At 59.1% G+C, this 24,198-nt stretch carries 18 protein-coding genes and 2 pseudogenes; 10 read left to right on the top strand and 10 right to left on the bottom strand.

The window, feature by feature from the left end:
• Positions 1–172: pseudogene (locus tag FNJ47_RS51165) on the bottom strand (ABC transporter permease); the annotation flags it as partial.
• On the bottom strand, positions 169–969 hold the full coding sequence (locus FNJ47_RS13465) for an ATP-binding cassette domain-containing protein (RefSeq protein ID WP_163153747.1): 801 nt from the start codon (positions 967–969) through the stop codon (positions 169–171). The pseudogene FNJ47_RS51165 and the gene FNJ47_RS13465, both read right to left, overlap by 4 nt.
• 444 nt (positions 970–1,413) lie before the next feature.
• Here FNJ47_RS13465 and FNJ47_RS13470 point away from each other — a divergent pair, with 444 nt between their 5' ends.
• From FNJ47_RS13470 to FNJ47_RS13480, 3 genes are all read left to right on the top strand, one after another.
• Entirely contained in the window at positions 1,414–1,620 is a 207-nt protein-coding gene (locus tag FNJ47_RS13470) for a hypothetical protein (RefSeq protein WP_050420731.1), read from the top strand.
• A gap of 97 nt (positions 1,621–1,717) precedes the next feature.
• A complete protein-coding gene (locus FNJ47_RS13475; RefSeq protein WP_165445674.1) occupies positions 1,718–2,047 on the top strand; it encodes a Ulp1 family isopeptidase in 330 nt (109 codons plus the stop codon).
• A 796-nt stretch (positions 2,048–2,843) separates the two neighbouring features.
• Entirely contained in the window at positions 2,844–4,649 is a 1,806-nt protein-coding gene (locus FNJ47_RS13480; protein ID WP_235999860.1) for an ABC transporter ATP-binding protein, read from the top strand.
• A gap of 690 nt (positions 4,650–5,339) precedes the next feature.
• On the opposite strand, the gene FNJ47_RS13485 is transcribed toward FNJ47_RS13480, so the two are convergent.
• The 3 genes from FNJ47_RS13485 to FNJ47_RS13495 are packed head-to-tail and all read right to left on the bottom strand — an operon-like array spanning position 5,340 to position 9,099.
• On the bottom strand, positions 5,340–6,509 hold the full coding sequence (locus FNJ47_RS13485; protein WP_163153755.1) for a Wadjet anti-phage system protein JetD domain-containing protein: 1,170 nt from the start codon (positions 6,507–6,509) through the stop codon (positions 5,340–5,342).
• Between the two features lie 2 nt (positions 6,510–6,511).
• Positions 6,512–8,848 carry an SbcC/MukB-like Walker B domain-containing protein gene (locus FNJ47_RS13490; RefSeq protein ID WP_163153757.1) on the bottom strand — a complete coding sequence of 779 codons (2,337 nt, stop codon included), beginning with the start codon at positions 8,846–8,848 and terminating at the stop codon, positions 6,512–6,514.
• A complete protein-coding gene (locus FNJ47_RS13495) occupies positions 8,845–9,099 on the bottom strand; it encodes a hypothetical protein (RefSeq protein WP_163153759.1) in 255 nt (84 codons plus the stop codon). The genes FNJ47_RS13490 and FNJ47_RS13495 overlap by 4 nt, the downstream gene beginning before the upstream one ends.
• A 346-nt stretch (positions 9,100–9,445) precedes the next feature.
• Here FNJ47_RS13495 and FNJ47_RS13500 point away from each other — a divergent pair, with 346 nt between their 5' ends.
• The gene (locus FNJ47_RS13500) at positions 9,446–10,105 is read left to right on the top strand and encodes a hypothetical protein (protein ID WP_235999861.1); all 660 of its coding nucleotides are present in this window, start codon (positions 9,446–9,448) and stop codon (positions 10,103–10,105) included.
• A gap of 100 nt (positions 10,106–10,205) precedes the next feature.
• Positions 10,206–10,580, top strand: a complete 375-nt coding sequence (locus tag FNJ47_RS51170; RefSeq protein ID WP_235999862.1) for a hypothetical protein — start codon at positions 10,206–10,208, stop codon at positions 10,578–10,580.
• Between the two features lie 803 nt (positions 10,581–11,383).
• On the opposite strand, the gene FNJ47_RS13505 is transcribed toward FNJ47_RS51170, so the two are convergent.
• On the bottom strand, positions 11,384–12,715 hold the full coding sequence (locus tag FNJ47_RS13505; protein ID WP_163153796.1) for an MFS transporter: 1,332 nt from the start codon (positions 12,713–12,715) through the stop codon (positions 11,384–11,386).
• A 693-nt stretch (positions 12,716–13,408) separates the two neighbouring features.
• Positions 13,409–13,621: a hypothetical protein gene (locus FNJ47_RS13510; protein ID WP_163153761.1), complete on the bottom strand. Its 213-nt coding sequence runs from the start codon at positions 13,619–13,621 to the stop codon at positions 13,409–13,411.
• Positions 13,622–14,494: 873 nt separating this feature from the next.
• Here FNJ47_RS13510 and FNJ47_RS13515 point away from each other — a divergent pair.
• From FNJ47_RS13515 to FNJ47_RS51175, 4 genes are all read left to right on the top strand, one after another.
• Positions 14,495–14,677, top strand: coding sequence for a hypothetical protein (locus FNJ47_RS13515; RefSeq protein ID WP_163153763.1), 183 nt, complete (start codon positions 14,495–14,497; stop codon positions 14,675–14,677).
• Positions 14,678–14,917: 240 nt separating this feature from the next.
• The gene (locus tag FNJ47_RS13520) at positions 14,918–15,172 is read left to right on the top strand and encodes a helix-turn-helix domain-containing protein (protein WP_163153765.1); all 255 of its coding nucleotides are present in this window, start codon (positions 14,918–14,920) and stop codon (positions 15,170–15,172) included.
• Positions 15,172–16,479 (top strand): type II toxin-antitoxin system HipA family toxin, encoded by a 1,308-nt coding sequence (locus tag FNJ47_RS13525; RefSeq protein ID WP_163153767.1) that lies wholly within the window; start codon positions 15,172–15,174, stop codon positions 16,477–16,479. The genes FNJ47_RS13520 and FNJ47_RS13525 overlap by 1 nt, the downstream gene beginning before the upstream one ends.
• Before the next feature lie 967 nt (positions 16,480–17,446).
• Complete coding sequence (locus FNJ47_RS51175) at positions 17,447–17,563, top strand: hypothetical protein (RefSeq protein WP_235999867.1); 117 nt, start codon at positions 17,447–17,449, stop codon at positions 17,561–17,563.
• Positions 17,564–18,171: 608 nt separating this feature from the next.
• Here FNJ47_RS51175 and FNJ47_RS13530 read toward each other — a convergent pair.
• Positions 18,172–18,687, bottom strand: a complete 516-nt coding sequence (locus FNJ47_RS13530; protein ID WP_163153769.1) for an MFS transporter — start codon at positions 18,685–18,687, stop codon at positions 18,172–18,174.
• Between the two features lie 853 nt (positions 18,688–19,540).
• Between FNJ47_RS13530 and FNJ47_RS13535 the strand changes: the two genes are divergently transcribed.
• A complete protein-coding gene (locus tag FNJ47_RS13535) occupies positions 19,541–22,954 on the top strand; it encodes an autotransporter outer membrane beta-barrel domain-containing protein (protein WP_235999863.1) in 3,414 nt (1,137 codons plus the stop codon).
• Positions 22,955–23,022: 68 nt separating this feature from the next.
• On the opposite strand, the pseudogene FNJ47_RS51180 reads toward FNJ47_RS13535, so the two are convergent.
• Together FNJ47_RS51180 and FNJ47_RS13545 are read right to left on the bottom strand one after the other, a co-directional pair.
• Positions 23,023–23,250, bottom strand: a pseudogene (locus FNJ47_RS51180) (transposase); the annotation flags it as partial.
• A gap of 298 nt (positions 23,251–23,548) precedes the next feature.
• Positions 23,549–23,983: an SET domain-containing protein-lysine N-methyltransferase gene (locus tag FNJ47_RS13545; RefSeq protein WP_163153772.1), complete on the bottom strand. Its 435-nt coding sequence runs from the start codon at positions 23,981–23,983 to the stop codon at positions 23,549–23,551.
• Positions 23,984–24,198: the final 215 nt, after the last annotated feature.

Raw genomic sequence — 24,198 nt, forward strand, 5'->3', positions numbered from 1 at the left:
GGCCCAGCAGGATGCCGCGGATCACGGCATGGTTGCGTGCGAGGATCGCGAGCGGCAGGCTGATCACGAGCCCGAGTGCCAGCGCTGCCAGGCTGACCTGAACATGGCTGCCAAGATAGTCCGGCAGCTGCGCCGCCGCGTCGCGCCAGCGGGGGTCGGACAGGAAACTCATCCCGCGCTTGCTCCCGCCAGCACGGCGTTCAGCCGCTCGGCCTGCCGCCTGGGCGTGCGCAACAGCTCCGCCACATAGGGCTCGTTGTTGTTTGACAGCTCAGCCGGCTGGCCTTGCGCCACAACCCGTCCGGCACGCATCACTGCGATGCGATCGGCAAGCAGCAAGGCCGCCGTCATGTCGTGAGTGACCATTACCGTGGTCAAGGCAAGCCTGCGATGCAGGGCGCGGTACTCATCGCCGAGGGTGTCGCGGGTCAGCGGATCGAGCGCGCCGAAGGGTTCGTCCATTAGCATGATACGGGGACGGGCGGCGAGCGCCCGCGCCACGCCGACACGCTGCTGCTGTCCGCCCGACAGTTCATGCGGAAGGCGATCGCGATGGAGGGAGCGATCGAGCCGCACCAGCTCGAGGAGCTCATCGACCCGCGCGGCGATCTCGGCGGCGGGCCAGCCGAGCAGTCTCGGCGTGACGGCGATGTTGTCGGCGACGCGCATATGCGGAAACAGCCCGCCGCTCTGGAACACGTAGCCCATGCGCCGGCGCAAGCGCACCGGATCGACGTCGCGCACGTCCTCGCCCTCCACCATAACACGGCCGCTGTCGGGGGCGAGCAGGCGATTGGCAAGCCGCAGCAGGGTGGATTTGCCGGAGCCGGAGGCGCCGACGATCGCCAGGAATTCCCCCGCGGCAATATCGAGCGAGACATCGTCTACGGCCGTGATACGTTCGCCGTCGTGACCGCCGGCAAAGCGCTTCCCGACATGGGCGTAGGCGATCAGCGGTGCGAGTGCCATGGTTGGACTGGACCAGCGCGAGTGTCCCGAATCCGAGTTCGCTTCATTCTGCGGTGGACACGTTAGCGAACTACGGACTCGAAGGACACTAGCAAGTCTATGCGATCCGCGGGGACATGGTGATTTGAGATGTCGAAATTGATGATGGCGTAGTCGTTCGGTACGGAATGTACCATCGTGAGTTAATTTGAACTCGCTTATCAACAAACGAAGGTGCTTCCATTGCTTCGACAGCTGCATCGATAGCTTCGATGGCTGGGCGAGAGCTCGAGCAAAAACGGCTCCGCACTGACTCCGATTGACTTAAGGCGAGGTCCTACCGAGATATCTGAACGTATCCATTCCGTAGATAGACCCAATCAAGAAAATCAATTTTACCACTTGCGGTGCGGTCATATAGACGTGATGGACGGGCTGGGGCCAACCTAGGGAAGCGACTCTAGAATGAAAAAATTCGTGATTGTGACTGCGAGCGCCCTCGCGCTTGGAACGGCGGCGGTGCCGACCTTTGTTGCTGAGGTTGCCGCCCAACCGGTCGCCACCAAGGTGCAGGTAGCCGATACGTCATATCCTCAATGCGCGGATTACCCGTTGGATGGTATCTGCGACTTATTTTTCTGTTTGACCGATCCGTCGTGCGTGCAGCACTAACGACGGAAGACAACCAAGCATAGAACGAAGATAGAGGCGCCGGCCACTCGCTGGACAGCGGCCGCGTCCTCCTCCTCCTCCGGCTATAGCCGATTTCCTGTTCTTGCCGGTGAATGATGCTAGCGCTACAGACCTCAATCGCCGTGGCTCCCATTGGTCGTTTCTGCTGGTGGATCGCCGCGTTCGAGGCCGGCTGGTTGCCTATCACTATGACTCAGTTCTAGGATATAATGACAGATTCGCAGCAACGATCGCTGAACGAGTCGGGGCCAACCTGCAAGACGCGCCCATAAGCCAGCAGAGGAATGAGTATGACTGCGGCGTCTTCGTGGTTGATGGCACCCGGGCACTGGTCAGTCGATTAGCGGCAGGTCCGCAGCCAGACCTGAACCTTAGGAACCTCGTCGTCGATCGGCGGGCACTGTAGAGCCGTCTGAGAGGCTGAACGCGGTCTTGACTCGCCGACTCGGCGCGTCCCATATGAGGCTTCGCCTGGTCGAGCTGGCTGGATCTGCTCTTGGTGACGCGGCCAGCCGGTCTGTGAGGAGCACTGTGGACAGGAAAAGAAGTGCGCTGGATCGCGTCGCGCGTGCGAGCATCCCGACAACTCCGAAATCGGTCCGCCAAAGGCAAAGAGGCAGGCGGACGATGTAGGCGGACGTCGCTACTCGGTGTTCCCGATTGAGCACACCGGGTGCCATACTTTCCAATATAGCCGCGAACTTCAGAACGCCCGAATACATTTATCTCGCCCTAAGCCTCCAAGGCTCGCCTGCCGGTAAAGATCAAAACTTACCGAGCACATGTGTGCGTCCGGCTCTGTTCAAAAGCCAAGCCAACTGCGCTTTGATCAAAGCCGTTGCGTTCCTGTCTCTGAAGCTGTTCAAGTTTCGCCACCGGAGCTTTGGGATCGCGCGGATAAGGACAGGGTGCTTAACAACGATTAGGCAACGCGCACTGCTGAGGTCCACTTTGTCACTAAGGCCGGGACGAGATTTAACCGCGGTTAAATCGTTGAGTTAAAACGTCCTGCCTAACGTTGCCTCGGCGCGCTTCAAGGTGGATCCCATAGCGCTCCGTCGAGTTCGCAATCGCCAAACAAGAATCGCAAAATTCGCAGCTGGCGTTTAGCCACCCCGCCACAAAACATGATCTCTCATGTGGGAAGGCGGACGACAACCTACCAGCCTTGGTGAGTTGATGACCGTGCTGGATCGATTGATTTGAAGCCAAGCAATGGTAAACGGAAAGTCTGGCGAGTCCTCATCGAGCATCTTCATGCGCTCGCATGGAATCATCGTGCGAAAGGGCTATGTCGGCTCTTTCAACCTAAGCAAAGCCCATTCCTCTATCCGCTAGATATGTCGAACGGCAGCACGTTATCACCGGTTTCCGAAATTTTGCATGCGTACTGGCGCTCCGACCGGTGGTTGCTTCTCGTCGTTGTCGCAGTAGTGCTGATCTCAAGCGCGACCAGCGTCGCAACGCCCTATGTATTTTCGTGTCTCATTGACCGTCTCCCGCGCGAGGAAGACATGTCGGTGCTTGCGTGGGGGTTCGCAGGCTATGCGGTCCTACTTGGGGTAGCCTCCGCATTGCAGCGCATGCTGCAGTATCTGTCCTTCATGACAGCCGAGAACCTGGGCTTCATCGCTGCAACGGGCTTCTTTGATCGCATCCTGAGGAAAACCGCAGCCTTTTTTCTTGAGCACAATCCCGTAGAAATACAGAATGCGGCCGCGCGCGGGCGCAGCGCCCTGACGGCTTTAGTCCAGCTTGGGATCGTGGTCTTCATCCCTGCTGCAACACAACTTCTACTTACGTTTGTTACTCTCGGCGCGCTCCTCAATATCCAGATCGCTGCAATCGTCGTCGTCTATGGGGCAGTCCTCATTACATTGACGTGGAGTTCCACGCGTCGGGCGTACGTGTTCCTGGAACGAGCCAGAGAAGCCGGACAGGACAATGCGCGTTTCGTTGGCAACGTCATGAGCTCCATGGACACCCTGCGCTATTTCGGCAGTCATTCCTGGATGAGCCAGCGCTTTACGATGACGGCGCGGGAGGTGCGTGATAACTGGCGCGCCTATGTGTTGCAACGCGTTGCCTTCATTGCCGTGCTCGGCCCAGCCGTCGCGCTACAATTTGCGGTCACGTTTCTCCTTCTCATACCTGAATACCAGGTCGGGGCGGTCACCATCGGGGATATGGTGCTATTCAACACGCTTTTACTCCAGCTCAATATGCCATTCGAGATGGTTGCGCGTGCCATCTCTGACGCGGCGCGGTCGCGAGCCGACCTCATCCCTCTGGCTAGACTATGGGCCGCACCCGAAGAGCGGCGACCATCTCACGCTCAAGATTTCACGCCCTCCGATGGCCAGCTCTCTTTCGAGGGCGTTGGTTACGCCTACGACAACGGTCGTGGCGTTACGAACGTCTCGTTTGTGGCTGGGCGGGGTGGGATCACCTTCCTTGTCGGTGAATCGGGATCTGGAAAATCGACAATCTTTAGGCTCGTCTTGAAATCGATTGAACCGGACCGCGGTCGTATTCTGGTAGATGGAACCGATATAGCGGGCATCGAACGCGCGGATTGGTATGCCGCAGTTGCTGTCGTGCCGCAGGACGTGATGTTGCTCAATGAGTCGCTAGCCGACAACATCCTGCTAGGGCGGCCCCGCAACGAAGTGCGCCTTCGTGCTGCGTCGGAAAAAGCCGCTATTCTCCCCTTGATCGAGGCCTTGCCTGAAGGATTTGATACAGCCGTTGGAGAACGTGGTTTGAAGCTCTCCGGCGGGGAGCGCCAGCGTATTGCTATCGCCCGCGCGCTTTATGGCGAGCCGGCGATCCTTCTTCTTGACGAGGCCAGCTCCGCGCTCGACGAAGAAACCGAGCAGGACATTATGAACCATATCCGTACGCTAGCCAAAGATGTGACCGTGCTGGCGATCACTCACCGCAAGGGCGTCGTTTCTACAAGCGACGTCGTGGTCGACCTGACCGACTGCGGCTTGTCAGTGACATAGGCGAAGTGAATGATCGGCCCGGCGCGTTGACGCCGCACAGAAGGTGCATCGCCGGACGAGATGCCTTCGCTGTTCAAGGAGCTACCCACGTCATAGAGAGCATCCTCGGCATCTATGATGGAATCGGGGCCCTGTGCTCCGGTAGACGTGAAGTATTCCAGGGTGCCGATTGCCAATCTGCGACGCCAGGCGGCAGGGGCGGGCGTAAGTTGGCGATCGGCCGCCTTGCGGTCGGAACAGGCTCCTTCGTCCTGAATTCAGGCTGCACCAGACGGAATTCTGCGCATATGTGTCGCGATTGATGAGCTCGTCGACAAGGTAAGACATCGCCCCACTACCCGTTACTTGCGTCCGGACGGCAACATCGGCCACGATGCGTTCGCGGGCATTGGCGAGATGGACATGGTCCTGCGCCGTCACCCGGATCGCAGGCGCCGCCCTTGCACGCATGCGCTTGACCACGAGGGTGGGTATGCAACTCAGGAAAAACGGTGGACGCGATCTCTTCCGGAGAGCAGGCGGTGCTTAGGGACGTGTCGAGCGCGTGCCGACGGCGTTTTTCGATCCCGGCAAGCAGCCGCCTTACTCATGGCGTCCGCTTTGCCGATCACAGGTGTTGTTCAACCATCGCCGGCCGAGATCCTTGAACTGCGGACGGCGCGATGTCGGCCTCACACCGACACGGATTTTCTAACGAAGCTCTGGCAAAACGGGATCGAGTTCTTCCTGCTCAAGCGTCTTGGCTCCATCTTCTGCCAGGTACGCTGCCAGCCGCGCGATACCGGACTCTGGTGAGCATCTGGCGGGTGCGGATTTTTTGGACGGTACTTGTCCCGAGCGCTCGGCAATTTCGACGCTCATCAGGTGGGGGCGGATCGGTCGGCCGATGGCGCGCTCGATGGTGTGGAATATCCAGGTCCCGTCGGGATCGATGTCCGACCAATGAAAGATTGGCGTCTGTTCGGATACCGACCCTGCGATCATCCGCAGCGCCTGCTGGGTGGCGAGCGAGGGGTAACCGCCGACGTACATCGTCGTTCCCAGTCGACCGGGGTCCGCCTCGGCAATGTGCCGGTTGAAGCTTGCGAAGTTTTCGATCGTCAGAATGTACGCCGGCGGCTCCCGAAAACGGACGCGATCTGCTTCCTTGGGAGTGATTCCGAGATAATGTGGAGAAATCCTGGAGAGATCGGCTCCCTCGAGGTCGATTTTTCCTGCGACCAGCAGCGGTGGCGCGAAGCGTTCCAGTCCAATTGCCCGCAGTGCCTCGCGAGGCCGCGCGCCGGGCGGAAACTCCAGGATGCCGCTCAGGAGCCGCACGACCGCACCCTCGGTGCGTTCGAGCGTCTTGCTGTGACCCACCGTCCGTCGCGAGAAGGTCTTGTAGTCGACGTCGAGATGCTTGTTGTCCAGGATGGCCTGGGCGAGAACGAAGGCGTCGCGCAGCATCTCGACGTCGGACGAAGCGAATCCGTGCCACGTCTTCCCCCGTCCCCAGACCTCGGCGATTTGGGAAGCGCTGTTCTTCAGAGAGTCGCGCAACGCCGATCCGGCGGCAAGCCTTGCCGCAGCGTCCTGCGCAATCCGCGACGCGGGGGGGCGGTCGAGATATCGGTATAGGATCTCCGCCGAGGCCAGCCGCACGTGTGCGACCTGATCCCGCTTGACGCCTCGGCCCCAGCCAACGGACACCGCGCCGGTAGCTTCGGCTTCCCTGATCTGTTTGAGGAAGGCGTCCGCCGCGACGACCGAGGCGAAGGCGGCATAATCCGGGTGGGCGATCGGGCTCGCGGCGCCGGCCTCGAAGCGATCGAGCAGGTCATTCAAGAGGCCGTTCGCGTCCGTGAAACGCCGCGCCATGGCTACTCGGCGGCCAGACGGCTGGCGAGCTCATCTTCGGACATCAGGTCCGGATCGATGGCCATCAGCTCGCGCTTGGCTTTCTCTTTCAGTTGCACCACGGTGGCTCTGGACTGCTCGCCAATGCGGTCCACTTCCACGATCGTATCCATGTGCTCGAGCACGGCGACCCGCTTCTCGAACGGCGCCGCGATCACGAATTGGAGTCCGAGATTCTTATAGAAGCTCATCATCTGCCGCTGGTTCTTGCCATCCATTTTCGAGAAGGCCTCGTCGAACATAGCGAGAGCGAAGCCGGCGGGCTTGCCCGTACGACGCTCGGCGCTGCCGTAGACGCCGGCGAGCGAAGCGCCGATGGCGACGTAGATGGGGACCTGCTGTTCGGCGCCCGATCCGGTGCCGCGCCGCTGCTCCCAGCGGGTCGAGCGGCCGGTAGCGACATCCTCCATGTGGATCTCGAAGGTGTAGAAGTTGCGGTAGTCCTCAAACTGGGTGAAGTCCTTGTCGGGATCCTCTAGCAGCGCCTCGAGTGCAAGGATCGTATCCTTGTGCGGGAAGTCATCGGGCACATCGCCCCGGAACAGCATGTCGAGCGCCTCCGGAGAGGTCTTGGCGATCTCGATGATCTTCAGGATGGGCTGGAATTCCACCACTTGGGTGCGATGGAACGAATATCTCTCGTTGTGGAAGGGATGTGCGTAGAGGCTACGGTTCAACGACTGCAGTTCCCGCTCCATCTTGCCGATCCGGGCCGTGAGCGCGTTGATGAACTCGCCGCGGAGCAGCGTCGAGGCCTTTTCTGCCGCTTCTCGGGCCTGCCGTTCGTACTGGCGCAGCTCGTTGGACTCGATATCCGAGATGAGCTGCTCCATCCAGGGCTTCACCTCGCGCAGCGGCTCGCTTTCGGCGCCAACTTGCGAGCTCATCCCGAACTGATCGAAGTAATCGTAAAGGAGCTCGCGGACCCGTCGCTCGATCCGGACGCGTTCGACGTCCGAGGCGTCGGCGTCTTTAACCGCCTTGTCTGCGATGGCACGGTGTTTCTCAACAAAACCGCCTTTTGCTGCGGCATCGAGGCGCTCGCGGTAGACGAGCCTGCCTTTCGCGGCGGAGTAGAGCGGGAAGGTCTTGCGGTAGATCGACCGGGCGACCCGGAGGTTGAGCTCGGAGCCCGGCACGTTCTCCCCATCTCCGAGCCTCCTCTCGGCCGATCTGAGTTCGCCGTCATGCTCGCCAAATGCCTTCTGCTGGGTCTTTCTCTCGTCGAGCCTCTTGTCCTTCAGCTTCTGCTGCGCTCGCTTCTTGTCGCGAAGGCCGCCGTCGCCCGCGCCGTCGAGCGCATCGAGCCTGGAATGGGCTTCGCCGATCTCGGTCTGCGCGGCCGCGAAGGCCGCAGCGAAAGTCTTCAGGTCGTCACGCCCCTCACAGATGTTCTTCAGAGCGGCAAAGGCCTGCTCCGCGGCTTGGGCCTCCTTGCTCTTGTCGGCCAGGAGCCGATCCAGTTCCTCGGCCTGATCTTGCAGGGAGCGCAGGGCGTTCGCCTGGGCCGCTTTTCCGATCTTGTGCTGCGAGGCTTCGATCCAGCGATGGGTCCTGACGAGTCCATCGTCGTAGAGGCCGTCCTTCATGATGGCCCGGCCGGGCTTATTAAACTGATCGAGCGTGTCGGCGAGACGGACCGTGCCGTAGCGGCGCATGATGAACGCCATCGCGTCCGGATCCTGGCTCCGGAAGATGGAGGGGAAACTGCCGCGCTCCGGCTTGGCCCGGAACTGCTCGAGCTTGTTCAGGCTCACGAGGGATGCGTGCCGAAACTCGCGGCGGCCTTCAGTCAAAGCGGCGAGGTATTTATCCTTATCCGTCGCGGCCCAGTCGATCCCAATACCCGCACGGCTAGCAAGTTCTGCATGGATCAGCATGATGGAACGACCATTGCCGTCGAGGAACGGGTGACCATAAGCGAGATAGCCCATCACTTCGCCGGGCTTTTCCGCCATGAAGGCCTTGTCCTGTCCCTTTTCCAGCGCGTAGTCGATCGCTTTGCGAATGTCATTGGGGTGAGCGAAGAAGATAGCGCCCTTTTTCACGTGGATGTGGGACGCGTTTGTGTGCCGATCTTCTCCAGCCCAAGGGAATACGGCCTCGAAGAGCGTTCTATGCGTTTTTAGAACGTCGTCGTAGCTCAGGGAAGGCCGCGCCTTGAGATAATCCAAAGCCGCGTCGATGCCGGTCAGGAAAGAATTGTGCAGGAGGCGCCGAACGATTTCGGGATCTTTGGCTTTTGCGACATTGCGCAAATAGCCGCGCGTCGCAAAATCCCCGAACGGATCAAACGTCACGGACGGCTTTCGCGAAGATAGCGCGCCTGAAGCCGTACGGCCTGAACACGATCCAAAAGCCCGGCGCGCTGAAGCGCGACGATAGTATTCTCGATAGGATCGAAATTCACATCATCGCCAGAGAGGCGCGTCACGTGATGGGCAAACACCTCGTTCGAGGTCACGACTACCGAGACGTTATTGGCGGTCGCCAGCCTCTGGATAACGCCAGCGGTGTAATGGGGCTTGGTCGCGGAACGTTGGGCCGACATGGATTCTCCTTCCGTCCAATATAGTACGAAAAGGGCTGAAAATCCATTGAGCCGCAGCCTTCTAGAGGTTTTTGTACGCCCGTAAGCCCCTGAAAGACCCAAAGAATTGCTCCCACTCTTTTGCATCTGAGCGGAGTTCTTTGGAAGGTCGACGGAGCGTTAGAAGCCCAGGGATTTGCCCAAATGAAAGTGGCAAGCTCAGCTTTCTGATCTTTTGTCTGCCTGCCAAGAATGGCACTCCCTCGCAAAGCTGCGACGCCCCCTCCACAAAACTCCCGTAGCCAGCGTTGAACGGTTTTGTCCGAAGCGCCAATGGCGAGTCCTGTCGGAGCGCTGCTTCGACGCAATGAAGCGTCACGCCGCTGCGTCGGGCGGTTCGAAGCGCAGCGTCGTCGACTACTGTCTCGGCACGCTCGGCGAGGACCAGCGCCGGCGCGACGAGGCGCGCACCTACATCGCACTCGGTTTTGAAGACACGGAAGGCGCGCGGCCGCCGGTCACAATCGGCATGGCGCTCGAGGCGCGGAAGTCAGACAGCAGGGAAACCGTGCTGGCGCTGTTCGTCACCGTCGGCGCCGTTCTAAGCTCCAAGGACTTCATCGAACAGCGAGGGAAGTTGCAGTTCCCGGCGCAGTGGGAAGACGTGCGCGCCCGGATCGTCGCGGCGGTTGGCGAAGGCAACTTCGTCAACCACCGCGATCGGGCCGGCGACTACGTCCGCGAGTACATGCGCCATCTCCTGCCGCATTCGCCCTACGGCGAGCAGAACGCAAGCGCCCTGCAAAAGTCGATCGTCAATGCGATGACGCTCGATCACAACCAGACGGCCACGCAGTTCGTGCGGAACTATAACCGCCGCCGTCGGGGCAGACTTAGCGGGCGTCTCAGACGAGCTCTCCGCGGCCGAGAAATCCTTCGCGACCAGCGGTGCGAAATGGCTGCCGAAGATCGACGAAGCGCGTCAGGCGATCATCGCGGAGCTTTCCGGGCTGCGAGTCCGGCGTGACGAGGTGCTCGAACGGGTCCGACAGCACGCCTCCGGAGGGGCGCGGGCCTATCTTGGCGACGATACTGAACTCCTCTGCCGAAGGCTCCGGCAGAAGGGAATGGCCCCGCGCGTGCTCTGTGACATCATCGAAGTCGCCGAACCCGAATGGGTGGGGGCCGCCGAGGCGCTCCTCGGCCGCGACCGGGAGGCGGTGTTCGTGGACAGAGCGGACATCAGCGCCGCCACGGCGATGTTCAAGGAAGAACTCCAAGACCCGGGCAGAGGCAAGCTGGATGCGTATCTAAAGCCGTTCATCCGCAAGGGCTCGCAGACGAGCGACATAGCGGGGGCTATCAAGGCCGCGCCGGGCTTGGATGGCAGTGAAGCCGACACCGTCGCGGGCGACACAACCGATCCAAAGGTCAAGGCGCAATATGAAGCGCAGGAAGACAAGCGCAAGAGCGGGAAAAATGCTGCGCTGAAAGACAAGTAAACCCAACCTCGGCTTGGGGGCGTGACGCGCGAGTGCGCGAACAGGCTCAACGCGCATCGCGCACTCGGAGCGGGCTCATGAAACGGAAGGGCCGGATGGCAAAGAAGCTGAAGAGAAGTCCGACGCTGGTGTCGTTCGCCCGGCTCCACCGATCTTGAGCCAAGAAGTTGCCCGTGGTTGGTAACGCTCAAGGCCAGCACCAAGGCGTTCGCTGAGCTTTATGAGGTGGCGAGGACCTATGCAAAGGAAACCGACCGTTGGTGGTGCAGCCGGGCGAACTTCAATTTCATTTCGCAGACGAGGAGATCGCGAGCCGCTTCGTGCGGTTTTGTCGCGAAAAGAAGTTCGAGCTGACCTACCGAGAGGCAGCCGGGAGAGCTGGGAAAACTGGACACGACGGAAACGAGCAAGAAGCAGTTGCGCGATGACTCCTTGATGGTGAAGACGTTTCCAGAAACACGCACATATCCAATGCGGATCGAACTCGCTGGAAATTACTCAGATGTCGAAATCCGTCAGCCAGTCCCTTCTAAATCATGGCTGAACTTTACCTGACGCTCTCTCGCGACGAGAGCCTTGAGGTACTTTGCGTCATCGATCGCGTCGTGTGAAGCGCTGCGGGCGCCCGACAGTCTGATGAGCCTGGTAACCATCGACGAGGTCTTGGGTGCTCTCAGAGTACTCCGCGCTATCGGCTCTCGACGGTCGCGCGATCGACCTGCGAAGGCAGCAGCCTACATTCTCGCCAGACCGCATGAGACGTCACGCGATCGGCTGGTGACCCGTGATCATATTGTCCAGCGCTATGGCGGGCTTTGCTTGTTTACAGCGCTATTAATTTTGAGCGGTGCGGTCTCCGGCATCATGAGCATGGCACAGAGCGCGGCCGTGCTAGCGACAAGCATGTACCAGGCGGGCGCCAGCGCGCTTCCGGTAAGATAGATCAGCCAGGTGACGACTGGTTGAGCTGTGCCTCCGAAAATCGCTATCGCAAAAGCGTAGATGATCGCGAAGGCGCCACCACGAATGTTCTTGGGCAAACCTTCGGCCATGCTCACATAGAAGGCGCTATACGGAATCGTTCCGATAAGTGTGAGCGCGCCGAGACCCCCGAGAAGTGCGAGGGCACTGCGGCTCTCTGAGATCCAGAAGAACACCGGATAGGTCATCAACAACGCAGCGATCTGCGGCCATATCATGATGTGCCGGCGGCCCGCGCGGTCTGCGAGCCAACCGCCCAGCAGCGCGGCAGCAATTCCTACCGTATTGCTAACGAGCGTGGTGCCAAAGGCGAGAGGCGCGGAAACGTGCAGGGTGCTCAGTGCATAAGTGGTCATATATCCCGTGACATAGGTAATGATCGTGCAACTGGCCAAGATGACAAACCCCAATCTCATGGTGCGGCACGCAGTAGGCGATTTCCCTACCGTCTGGATGACCAGAGTAGGCAGCTCAGGGCGGTGTAACGTTTCGGGTAGGGAGTTCCGCAACCAAAGTCCGAAGGGCAGCGTAGCGGCGCCGAGCAGCAGCGCGATCCGCCATCCGTACACATTGAGTGCCTCGCTGGTCATGGCCAGCGAGAGTATTTCTCCAACAAGCGCTCCGGCCGTCGCAGCGATCTGCTGGCTGGCAGGCTGAAACGAGACAGCAAGACCGCGCCCCTCGGCCGGCGCCGCTTCCAGCAAATAGGCAGTTGTCGGACCAACCTCACCGCCGAGCGCGAAGCCTTGCACCAAACGCGCGACAATGACCAGGAGCGGCGCAGCAGCTCCTATTGTCCCGTATGAGGGAGTGAGCGCTAACACAAGGATCGCGGCGCTCATCAGGACAAAGCTCGCGGTCATCGCGGGCTGGCGCCCGGCCCGATCCGAATACGAGCCGAGCACGATGGCCCCGATCGGCCTGGTCACAAAACCCGCGCCGAAGGTTGCGAGCGACAGCATGAGGCTGGCGAACGGGTCGCTTGCCGGGAAGAACGCCTGACCGATCTGGATGGCGAAAAAGCTGTAGGTCCCGAAGTCGTAGAATTCGAGAATATTGCCGATCGTTGCACCCAACACGGCGCGGCGGGTCAAGGGTTCGTCTGCCGGAACGAGGACCGGCTCCGGTTTCCGCCGAGTAGATTGCTTGCCCATCCTCGATCCGTCCGAGGCACGATCACCGGCTTGATCATTTCGAAGCGAGGTCGAGCGCATTGCACCTCATTTACTCTGCACGTCATCTAGCTTGATGTGGGCTGGACCCGCGTCCCCGTGTTCTACATTCCTGACGCATGCCAGGACGAAGCTCACGAGTGCAATAAGAATGCCTGCCTCTTGCGGCTCGTTCAAAGCTTGAGCTGATCGCGGTAATCGCCGGCAAGATGAACAGGCGCGCTGCAATTGTTGGGCGCGGCACTCGTTGTGCTTCTGTGCATGGCGAGTTTGCGACAATTTGGTGGGCACCGAACAGAAGGCGCCTGTTTTCACACAGATGACCGCGCATGCACGCGGGGGTCAGCCGGCGCGCGTATGCGCAAAGGATTAGGCAATTGGCCCGGCTTTTGTTCCACTGCTTACCAATTGTGTGCGGCCACCTACTTTGTCGGGATTGTCGCTGCAGAACCAGGGATCTTCCTACGATCAGAGGTAGGATGAGCTCGCATTATTGACGACTCAATGTTAAAGGAAGGGATTCGTGCCTGCGCTGCAGACGTCGAGGATATCCGCTCATGGCGGGCCGCGTTCAGCCGGACGCACATGGCGAACCTCACGCACCGGACACTGAGCTCCAGGAAAAGGGAGTAAACGTCATCAGCGAGTGCGCCTCTGTGAGTTGATCCGGATTCATCAGGTCACCTCCACGGGAGGAGCCTTCCTTTGATATTGCGGCGCGGCCGTCAGGCTGTCGCCGCGAATGCGCACAGCCAGTGTTTGATCAAGGGCAGGCGCGCTTTGCTCAGGCGCATTACGCGTGCGCATGGTCGAACGTGTGATGGCAACGCACGCTGCAATCAACGCCTCGAATTGAATGGGTAGTATGAATTCGAAGACAATTGCCACCGTCGTGCTTACGGTTACAGCGGTGCTGGGGTCGCCCCAGTAGGGCCGTCGAAATTTACGATGTCGCTGATTCGAACGGTGTGCCGTTCATGCGGGTCCGCATACTCAGTGCCGACGAGGCCGATCCGGGATCTTCATCGCGCAATTTGTCTCGTTGGTAGATAGATCAGGTGCTTACCAGGATTCAGTATTGGGCTGAAATCATCAATTTCATCCCTGGTCAATCGCCAGCGATGAGGGCGCTGCGCAGATCGCCATTACACGCGGTGACGACCTCGTCTATGCGCCGGCTCACCGAGCATGCTGTCTCGGCCTCGGGGCACGATTACTCGCGCAAGACATAAGGTTCTCCTCGCCGGGGCACTCGCTGAAGCGGCCCGGCGGTTAGCCCCCGTCGCTATCGCTGCCGCGTCAGACGGGTGCCGCTCAAAGGCCGGTGCCGCCGGAGCGCCACTCTCCCCGAGGCTTTGGAAGTACTTCTATTCCCAAGCCCTGCGCGCCTTTGGTTCTATAAAGCATATATCGCCGCTGCCGCAGCAGCAGCTTAGGGGAGTCGCCCCTCAGCGCGGCGCAAGGACAGGCCTTCGGTTTTGGCTCCCCCACGGTCCGCGGTGCCCCAAAAAGTTGTTCCAACTTCCTTCAGCCCTTGCGCCTTGCACACCTCGCTACGCGCTGCGAGGCAGGGGTTATGGCGGCTTTTTGCCGCGCACAAACTCAGCCTTAAGGAGAAAAACAACAGAACCAAGACCTCCGCCGCAGCCCGTCGTGATGGTGCCGCGCGGCAAACTGAAGAAGTCGCCCAAGAATGCTCGTAAGATGCCAAATTCGAAAGGCTGAAGTCGAAGCTCTCGCCGCCAGTATCGCATCCTCGGAATGCTGCAATTTCCTGTCGTCGAACCCGAACCCAAGGACAAACCGACCGGCCACTTTCTGGTCAATGCGGTTGAGGGACGCTGTCTTGCTCAGTTGCTTCGGGCCAAGCGCAAGGAGATCAAGAAGGACGAGCAAGCCGCATTTTTCGATCCCAACAGCGGATCCGTCTTTGCGACCATCTGACACGACGGATGAGCACGCCTCGAGCACGGCAGCATTGATGGCGGCGATCGATGACATTTTGGAATGTTGCCAAACACTGACTTGCCAAACACCACCCCGCACGGCCCGCAATCGAGAATAGCCGATACGCGATCGCGTATATCCTTTTCATATACGCATACGCGTATATTGCTGTAATATACGGATTTGCGTATATTGACAATATATACGGATTCGCGTATATTGAAAGCGGAGATTCACATGACGCAGCATATTGCTCGTACGGAAAAGCAACTCGGCGCCATTCTACGGCGGGCCCGCCGACAGGCCGGACTTACCCAGTCAGGCTTAGGAAAACAGATCCATCTGCGTCAGGGTACCGTATCCCGACTGGAAGCGGGCGAGCCCGCCGTTCAGCTCCACACCCTCATGGGGGCGCTGGCCGCGCTCAATCTTGAACTGGTGGTCCGTACCCGCAGCAAGGCCACCTCGACTGACATCGAGGACATTTTCTGATGGGCCGGCCTCCAGCAAACGCGCCCCTGAATGTGTTCGTCAACGCACGCCTGGCAGGCATGCTCCGGCGCGAGTCCAGCGGTGCGATCGATTTTCGTTACACTCCGCAATGGCTCTCCTGGGAATCGACCTTCCCAATCTCGCTATCGCTGCCCTTGCGCGAAGACCGCTATATCGGCGCACCTGTAATCGCCGTTTTTGACAACCTGTTGCCCGATAGCGAACAGATACGCAAACGAGTCGCGGAGCGGGTGGGGGCAAAAGGTACTGACGCCTACAGCATGCTCTCTGCACTCGGGCATGATTGCGTTGGTGCACTCCAGTTTCTTCCACAGCGTGTCGATCCTGCACCTGCCGGTACGATCGAAGGGAAGGCTGTCACCGACCGCGATGTCGCCGCCATCATCAAGAACCTTGCGAGCGCTCCACTTGGGATGGGGGAAGACGACGATTTCCGGATTTCCATCGCTGGTGCCCAGGAGAAGACCGCCCTGCTGCGGCGAGATGGCAAATGGTACAAGCCGACTGGTACCACGGCGACGACGCACATTCTCAAACCGCAAATCGGTCGTTTGCCGAACGGGATCGATCTCTCGAACAGCGTCGAGAACGAATATTTCTGCCTTAAGCTGCTGGCCGCGCTTGGCGTGCCAACGGCGAACGTCGAGATCGCCGATTTTGGTGGTCGCCGCACGTTGATTGTCGAGCGCTTCGATAGGCGCTGGACCAATGATAAAAGGTTGCTGCGCCTTCCTCAGGAAGATTGCTGCCAGGCTCTATCCGTACCCACCACCCGGAAATATCAATCGGATGGCAGCCCCGGCATGAAAGACATCCTGCAACTGCTCAAGGGTAGCGATGAACCGACCGAAGACATCGCGACATTTTTACGGGCCAGCATCGTGTTCTGGCTCATCGGCGCAACCGACGGACACGCCAAGAATTTTAGCCTATTCCTGAGCGCCGGCGGCCGCTTCCGACTCACGCCGCTTTATGATGTCTTGAGCGCGCAACCAAGCCTCGACGCCGGACAAATTCAGCGCAAAGCTTTTAAACTTGCAATGTCGGTCGGCAAAAATCGCCACTATGGAATGACTGATATTTTGCCGCCTCATTTCCTACAGACCGCCGAAATCTCCGGCGTTGGGCCGGCCGTAGTCCACGCAATCTTTGAGGATCTCGTCGAAAACTTCGAGGCAGCCTTTGCGAAAGTGATAAAGGGCCTCCCCAAGGGCTTTCCCAAAGAATTGGCAGACTCGATAAGAGTCGCCGCTATTCGCCGCATCGGTCTTATAAACGACCGTTGACACTTTCAGCCTAAGGGGCTGCGTGCGAGCGGGCCAGCGCTGGCGGCACCAACACCGGCACCAGCAGGATGAGGATCGTCGGCGTCGGTATCAATGTCGACAGCGCGATCATCGCGCCCATGATCGCCGTCGGCGGCGCCGGCGCCAGAATTGCCGGAACGCGATGATCGGCGCGCCGATGATGATCATGGTCACCAGCAACGCCAGCCCCGCGCGCTCCAGGGTGTTCCCGCTATGATGGCCTGATCGCTCCAGAGGAGCTCGATTCGGGCCGCACTTGAGATATTCAACGAACGGGCTGAGTCTCGCTATTGCGGGCTCGGTTTCCGGACATCCAGGCCGACTTGCAAGCTGAAGGCGACATCTCCGATCACATCGCGACCAGCCTAAGGCCGCGAACACGCTGAGAGCAAACGGCGTAAGCGTTGAATAGGTAGCTGCGATGCAGCAGGCTATACTTCCTCAATCTGTAAACATCGCCGAGCTTGACGTTAAGTTCCTCGAACGTTCATCGCTGTTTGTCCGTCAATTCCATGTCCACAACCTCCGCTGTCCAGCCTTCGGGGACAGCGGTGAGCACTAATGTCGAGGCCTGGCTCGGTTTGGCGAATGCGATCCAGATTCGCTGCTCTGGCCCGTCCGCCGAGACATTGTCTGCCGTCACGGCGACAACAGTAAAGGAGTTGCCAAAGGACTCTGCCATGCTCGTGCAAGACAATGGCGGACGGCTTTGTTCTATTGGAAGCGCCGGTGGCGTTGGGAGCCGCAGCACTGAACCGAATCCAGTACGACGCGCATCTCGGCAAGGGCTTCTTCGAGCGAGATGCCCGGCTATCGAGGCAGGCGAGATCGAAGGCGCGCTCACGCGCATGTGAGCGCCGTCGGCCGTCTTGCTTTCGTCATCAGCATATAGAATGTGTGAGACCCTGGAGGGCAGCCGCTGGTGATCGAGGGGACCGGCGGGCTCATGGAGCCGCTCAATTGCGGTTCGCTTTACATTGATGTCTTGGAGAGATGGCGACTTCCTGTCGTGCTCTGGGCGAGCACAACTTGGGAGCGATCAATCGTTCACTGCTGTCCATAGACGCGCTCCGACGACGCCAGATCGACATTCTATGGCTTTCGTTGTCGAAACTAGTTCGGATGTTGTTAGAGCAATTTTGCGATATCGGTCGGGTGCGGTGGTTCGGGCGATTGCCCTGGATCGCGCCAATGTCGGCGGATAGGCTGCAAGCCGCCTTCAAAGCATCCTTCTGGCGGGATGTTTTCAAGCCATGAGGCGCAGTGCGCATCGTGGAAGGCGCCGGCTCGCATGTAGGCCCAAAAGAGCGGCTCGGCTGAACGAGAGCTTCGCCCCAGCGTGACGCGTCCGTGCATCGGAGGATCAACAGGAATTATTCTAATGGCAAGCGTCCGCGGCCGGCTTTTTGGGAAGATGTAGCTCCACAGATGCTCTGGGAGACGTAGAGAGGTCGTCAAAGTCACAGACTGTTGAGTTCAGAGTGGAGACTGGGGCGGGGACATGTCATGCGAGTCGCAATGGACTATCCCGCTCCTATACGATCCTGGGCGAGCGATATTTTGGGCGCTTTCGACCCAGATTACGTCTGGCACGATCTGGCGCAGGTCTGGCAGACGCCCCAGGTCCGCGAGCAAGCGGTCGCGCAGATGATAAGCATGCCGGCCAAGGCGCTAGCCCAGCGCTACGAGAGCCTGGGCATGACCGCGCGCTTCGGCCGGGGCCGCTTCAATCAGATAGGCGGTTGTCGGACCAACCTCACCGTCCAGCGCGAAGCCCTGCACTAAACGCGCGAAATGACCAGCAGCTGAGCGGCAATTCCTATTGTCTCGTACGAGGGTGTAGGTGCACACGAGGACGGCGACCCTCATCAAGGTGAAGCTGGCGCTCATCGCGGATCTGCGGCCGGCCCGATCCGAGTACGAGCCGAGCAGGATGGCCCCGATCGGCGGGTCGCCTGCCGGGAGGAATGCATGACCGATCTGGATGGCGAAAAAGCTAAAGGTTCCGAAGTCGTAGAACTCGAGAATATTGCCGATGGTTGCTCCCCACACGGCGCGGCCGGTCAAGCGTTCGTCTGCCGGAAAGAGGACGGGCTCCGGCTTCTCCCCCAGTAAACTGCCTAGCCATCCTCGATCCGTCTGGAGTTCAATCGCCGGCCGAGCATTTCGACCAGTCAGGTCGCGCACGCTGCATTTCAGTTGCCCTACGCGTCGTCTAGCTTGAGGTGGCCGGGCTTACGTCCCGGTGCTCTACATCTGCCTGACGCATGCCAGGGCGAAGTTCACGACGATGAGTGCAACAAAAATGCCTGCCTCTTGCGCCCCATTCAAACCTTGAACCGATCACGGCGATCGCCAGCAAAGATGAACGGGGCGCGCTGCATTTGTCGAGCGGGGCAGTCGTTTTGCTCCTGTGCAATGGCGAGTTTGCGACAACATTGGCGGGCGACGAACAGGCATCGCCCGTTTTCACGCAGAAGGGCCGCCGCGCGGCGTTGCTGCGTTCATCTGTTTGCGCACGGCGAAGGCATCAGGCGATTTGGCCCGGCTTTTGCTCCGCTGCTTGTTAGTTGCGTGCAGTCGCCTGCTTTGTCGGGATTGACGCTGCAGAATGCAGGATCTGTCTGCGATCAAAAGACAATAGGAGCTCGCATTGTTAACGGGGCCCATGAAAACGCTCGACATCGGCCACGGCCGCGAAGCATCGGGCGGTCATCTTACGCTCAGGCGAGCCGCGGCTCGGCGGATCGCAAATGGCAAGCGTGAAGTGCCAGAGCTGAGCTTGAGGAAATTGAAATCAAAGTCACCAGCAATGAGGGACATACTTGTGAGTTGACTCGGCTTCATCAAGGCTGACTTCCCTGCACAGAACTAGCCTTCCTTTTGAATTGAAGTTCTACCGTCAGACTCGGGCTACGAAGGCGCAAGGCCGATGTCCGATCAATGACGGCTGCGCTTCGCTGGCGCATCTGCGTGCACGCGCGCTCCAAGTTGGACGACGAAGCACGCCGGCAATCAAGACCTCGAACAGAATCTGTAAATGAAGACGAAGACAATTACGACCATCGTGCTTGCGGTTAGTGCCTTGCTGGATTCTCCCAGTAGAGCGGTTGAAACTTACGATATTATGGATTCGAACGGCGTGTCCTTCATCCGAGCGCGAATATTCGGTCCCGGAGATGGCCCTTTCTGTTGTGGCGGAGGTGGCGTGCCGGCGTATTCAGTTCGGAATCTGCCGCAATGGGAAAAGGACCATTCGCTCGCAGCGATCCGCTATTGGGCCGAAATCATAAGGGTCAAACCCGGGCAGTCGCCGGCCGTCGTCAACATCGGCGGAATTCAGGGCAACACGGCATGGGCCTCAGTCCAGTGGTCGCCTGATGGCGAGAACAAGGTGCAGGCGGCAGTGACCGGTCAGAATCCGGGCGAGTTGAACCATGGCGCGCATGGTATGATTGCGATCGGCGAAATGGGATTTTCATCCGAAGCATACATTCCTTCGCAATTGCCAATGACGCCGAAGATCGGCCTGGCACCTGTTATGATTCATGAGTTCGCTCATCAGCTGGGAATGGTCGGTACCATTGACGGTTATGATGGTTGGCCCACCGAGCCGATATCACCGTACTTCCCTAAGGCGATAAATGCCTGGACTAACCATTTGTATGACGACAACGGCAAACAAGCCAGGCCGGGGCAGGTGATCTATTGCTCGCTGTGCGTGAACCCGCCAGCTGAGGACGTTTTCGACCTGCGCCACGATCGGGGCTATTTTGCCGGGAAGCATGTGAGTGAAGTGCTGGCCGGTGCCATGCCAGGTATTCCGGTTCGAGTGAAGGATGAGGACGGCCGGCTGGATGTCCCCTTTGTCTCGCATAGCGAGCTTAAGAACAGCCTGTTGAGCCACCAGCAATACCGGAACTACACCGCCCCGATGGAGGCGGAGATCGCCGCCTTCCAGGACACCGGCCAAAGCATTGATCGGCGTAATCTATTTGGTTACTCCATCTATGGCACTGGTCGCGATCTGATAAACGACAATCCGTTTTTCGCTCGGAATGCTGACGGTACCGCCTATCTGCCAAATACGTACAATACGGCTTCGCGCGGACTGGGATTGCACGTATATGGCAGTGGCAACGCTGTGGTCCAGCGCGCCGACCTGCTTTCGAGAGGAGCAGGTGGCGCCGGCATCCGCGTCGACGGCGAAAACAATCAGATCATAATTCCGCCTGGGACCCGCGTGTACGCCGACGGCGCGTATGGGCACGGTGTCATGTTCGCCTATGGCAAGGATCACACGCTGACTCAGCGCGGGGACGTACAGGCTCTCGGTGAGCATGGCATCGCGACAAGTTTCGATTTTGGTAACAATTCGATTGGCAATGACTATGAATATCGTGGTTCGTATATTCACACGATTGGCACCAAACCGGCCACGATGCTGAGCGAAATCGACGGTCCGCTCGTCAGCAAGTTCGATCTGACCGGGCGCCTGGCTGGCAATCATGCAGCGATGTACATGTCGAACAGTGGTTACGTCGGCGAGATCAATGTGATGCGTGGCGCAATGCTGTCGGGGCACATCCTGTCTGACTACAACCAGGTTGACGAGAATGGTGCTCCGCGCCTGACCAAATTGACGTTCGGGTTGAATCCTGATGCGAACGGTCACTCAACGCAGGAGCCCGACGCAAATTTTGCAACCCGCTACGACGGTAATATCGTCGGACGTAACAATCTTTCGCTGCAGTTCGGCGGTGGCGCCACGACGTTGACTGGCAATCACGAGGTGTATGACGCAAGTGTCGCGCAAGCTGCAACCCTGTCCGGTAACGGCAGTTATCTGCTCAATGCTAGTGGTCGCTTCACCAACAGCGGTGCTGTCGCGCCCTTCATCGGCGGCCTTGACAACAGCATCAAGGTGTATGGCGACTATCTGCAAACCTCGACCGGTCGCTTGCAGGTCGCCGTAAACGATGCTGGCGCGTTCAGCCATCTCGTGGTGAATGGCAATGCGACGCTCGACGGTACGCTCACGATCACCCCGCAGCGTGGCTGGTATGGTAACGGCTTTAACGTCTCCTCCGATCAGTGGCTGAATGCAACAAATCTCACAGGCTCGTTCGCGAACGTGACGACAGCCCTGCAATCGCCCACCTTGCTGGCGAGTGCCACGGCTCAAGGTGATAACACCTACGCCTTGACACTCTCCCGCCCATCCGATGCCTATTCGCGTTATGGGGCCGACGCCAACAGCCGCCAGGTTGGCGCGGCGCTCGATCGAGTAGCTGGCAACGCGACTATAGGGCTGCACCCACTCGTCGCGGCGCTCGACTTTTCCGCGCCGGACGGCACGGCGGTGACATCTGGGCTGCGTCAGCTTTCGCCGTCCATCTATGCGTCGGAGCAGGGCAGACGTGTCAACGACAGTTTCTACGCGCGTTCGGCAGTCTACAACCGTCTCGAACAGGCGTTTGGCGGCGCGCCAACCTCGGCGATGGCGGTGATGGGTTATGGTCCTGAGCAGAAGAGGTCGCGCGGCAATTCTGCCTCTGCCACAGGCCTGGTCGGCCCGGCTTCTTCTGGCCCGCCCTCCTATGACCTGCAGGGGTATGCAGCGTGGGCTTCTGCCTTTGGCGGATGGACGACCCAATCGGGCGACAGCAATGGTGCGAGCACCAGATCCACCATTAGCGGCCTCATGACCGGGATCGACACGCCGATATTTGATGACTGGCGCGTCGGTGTCCTTGCGGGCTATAGCCGTTCCACCTTCAAGGTTGGCGCTGCTTCCTCGTCAGGCCGCAGCGACAATTACACGTTCGGGACCTATGCCGGCACCGAGTGGACCGTGCCGGAAGGAGCCATCGCCTTCCGCTCAGGCCTTGCCTATACATGGCACGATCTCGAGATGACCCGCAACGTTAGGTTCCCAGGGTTCAATGACAACTTGATCTCGGATTACGATGCCGGCACTTTCCAGATCTTTGGAGAACTGGGTTACAAAATCCATCTCGGCAAGTCTTCCGTCATCGAGCCCTATGCCAATCTCGCCCATCTTCGAGTCGCGACCGATGGGATTTTCGAAAGGGGATTCAACGGGGCGGCGCTTAGTGTTCACGCTAACACGATGGATACGACGCTCTCCACTCTCGGCGTCTACGCGACCACGCGCTTTCGAGTTGGCGAGATCGCCACGACTGCGCGAGCCGATATTGGCTGGCGTCATGCCATAGGCGACCTCATTCCGCTGTCGACAGCCAGCTTTGCTGCTGGATCCAGCCCTTTTGCAGCTTCAGGCCTATCCATTGGAAAGGACGTGGCACTCGTCGAATCCGGTTTGGACTTCCAGCTTTCGAGCAACAGCACCCTTGGCATCGCCTACCAGGGTCAGTTCGGTTCAGGAATTACCCAGAACGGACTGAATGCCACCTTCAATGTGAAGTTCTAATACGCACGCAATGCATTTCAGCCCGCGTACTGCACAGCAGAGCGAGCCGAACCAGCAGCCACATCCGTCACGTCGACATTGCGCCCGGCCTCTCGTTCCAGCCGCCGGCCCGACTGCACCCGGTTTAGATAGCCGTAAATGTAAAGCTTGAGGAGCACCGAGGGATGGTACGATGGCCAACCGCCGCCGGCTCCTCAACCTCAAAGCCTATCTCAGCCGAGCGCATCGACAAATACGTCGATCACGTGAACCGGGCTGCTCTCGTCACTCAAGTCGTCGAGGCATTCTGGCAGCAGCGTCCGCTCCCACGATCTGCTTCTTCATGAGCGCCTCACCAATTCCTTTAAAGACCCAGGAGGGAATCGTAACAGCAGCCCAGTGTTTTCGCTGCCAGGACGCGTTGCGGACATTAGCGAGTCAGTGGCGAAGCCTTAGGTTCGCGCAACAGATGTAGTGAACTCCACGTAGGGCGCTACCAACGTCATCGAAAGCGCGTTCGTTCTTCAACTCGCGCCGTCTCGATGGGGACAACCGCTGCCGAAACTCTCCCCGGTGCAAATTCGCCGACGGAATCAACGTCGCCAGACCGCAAACTCAATCCAACGCCGCCTGGCGCCTTCCGGCCCCAGGATTCGGCGCTAGCTCTTTAACCCACGATAAGTCGCACCTTGGATCGAAAGACAAGTAATCGCAAGTCAGTTCTTCACCAGGTTGTACGTCACGGGCCGTGAAAATTCCGCAATGATCGTCTTGATATGTGTTTGGCTGACTGCTGTGATTCATGAAGCGGGCATTGTCAGCATTGTACTCTACAACACCATCATCAACATCGCGGTCTCTCGGATAGGCATGCTTGTCAAGTAGAGCTTGAAATGTTGGAGGTAGGGCTTCGTACTGTTCAGGCGTCACGGCAATGTCAACGATTGGATTATGAATCCAAACTAATGTGCCTTTAGGTAAGAGAGTAGCAGAGAAAAGTCCGATGCCGCCAAAGCGGTCTGGCTTCAAAATGGTTTCAACAATCAACACTGAAATATCTCCAAAAGTGACTAACACCCAGCAAGCTAACTGACCTAAGTCCCGCAAATCTCCTGCAAGAATTGGCAGGGTCGTTTAATCGCGCCTCCGCCACAAGTTCGATTTTTCTTCGATCTCTGCTTTGTTTTCGGTGCTGCTATTGTCGGATCAGGATCTCAGCGAACTGAGCGAGCGTCGGTGGCGTAGTTGGGAGGATCTATGCACTG

The sequence above is a fragment of the Bradyrhizobium uaiense genome, from assembly GCF_010811875.1.
GTDB classification, from domain to species: domain Bacteria; phylum Pseudomonadota; class Alphaproteobacteria; order Rhizobiales; family Xanthobacteraceae; genus Bradyrhizobium; species Bradyrhizobium uaiense.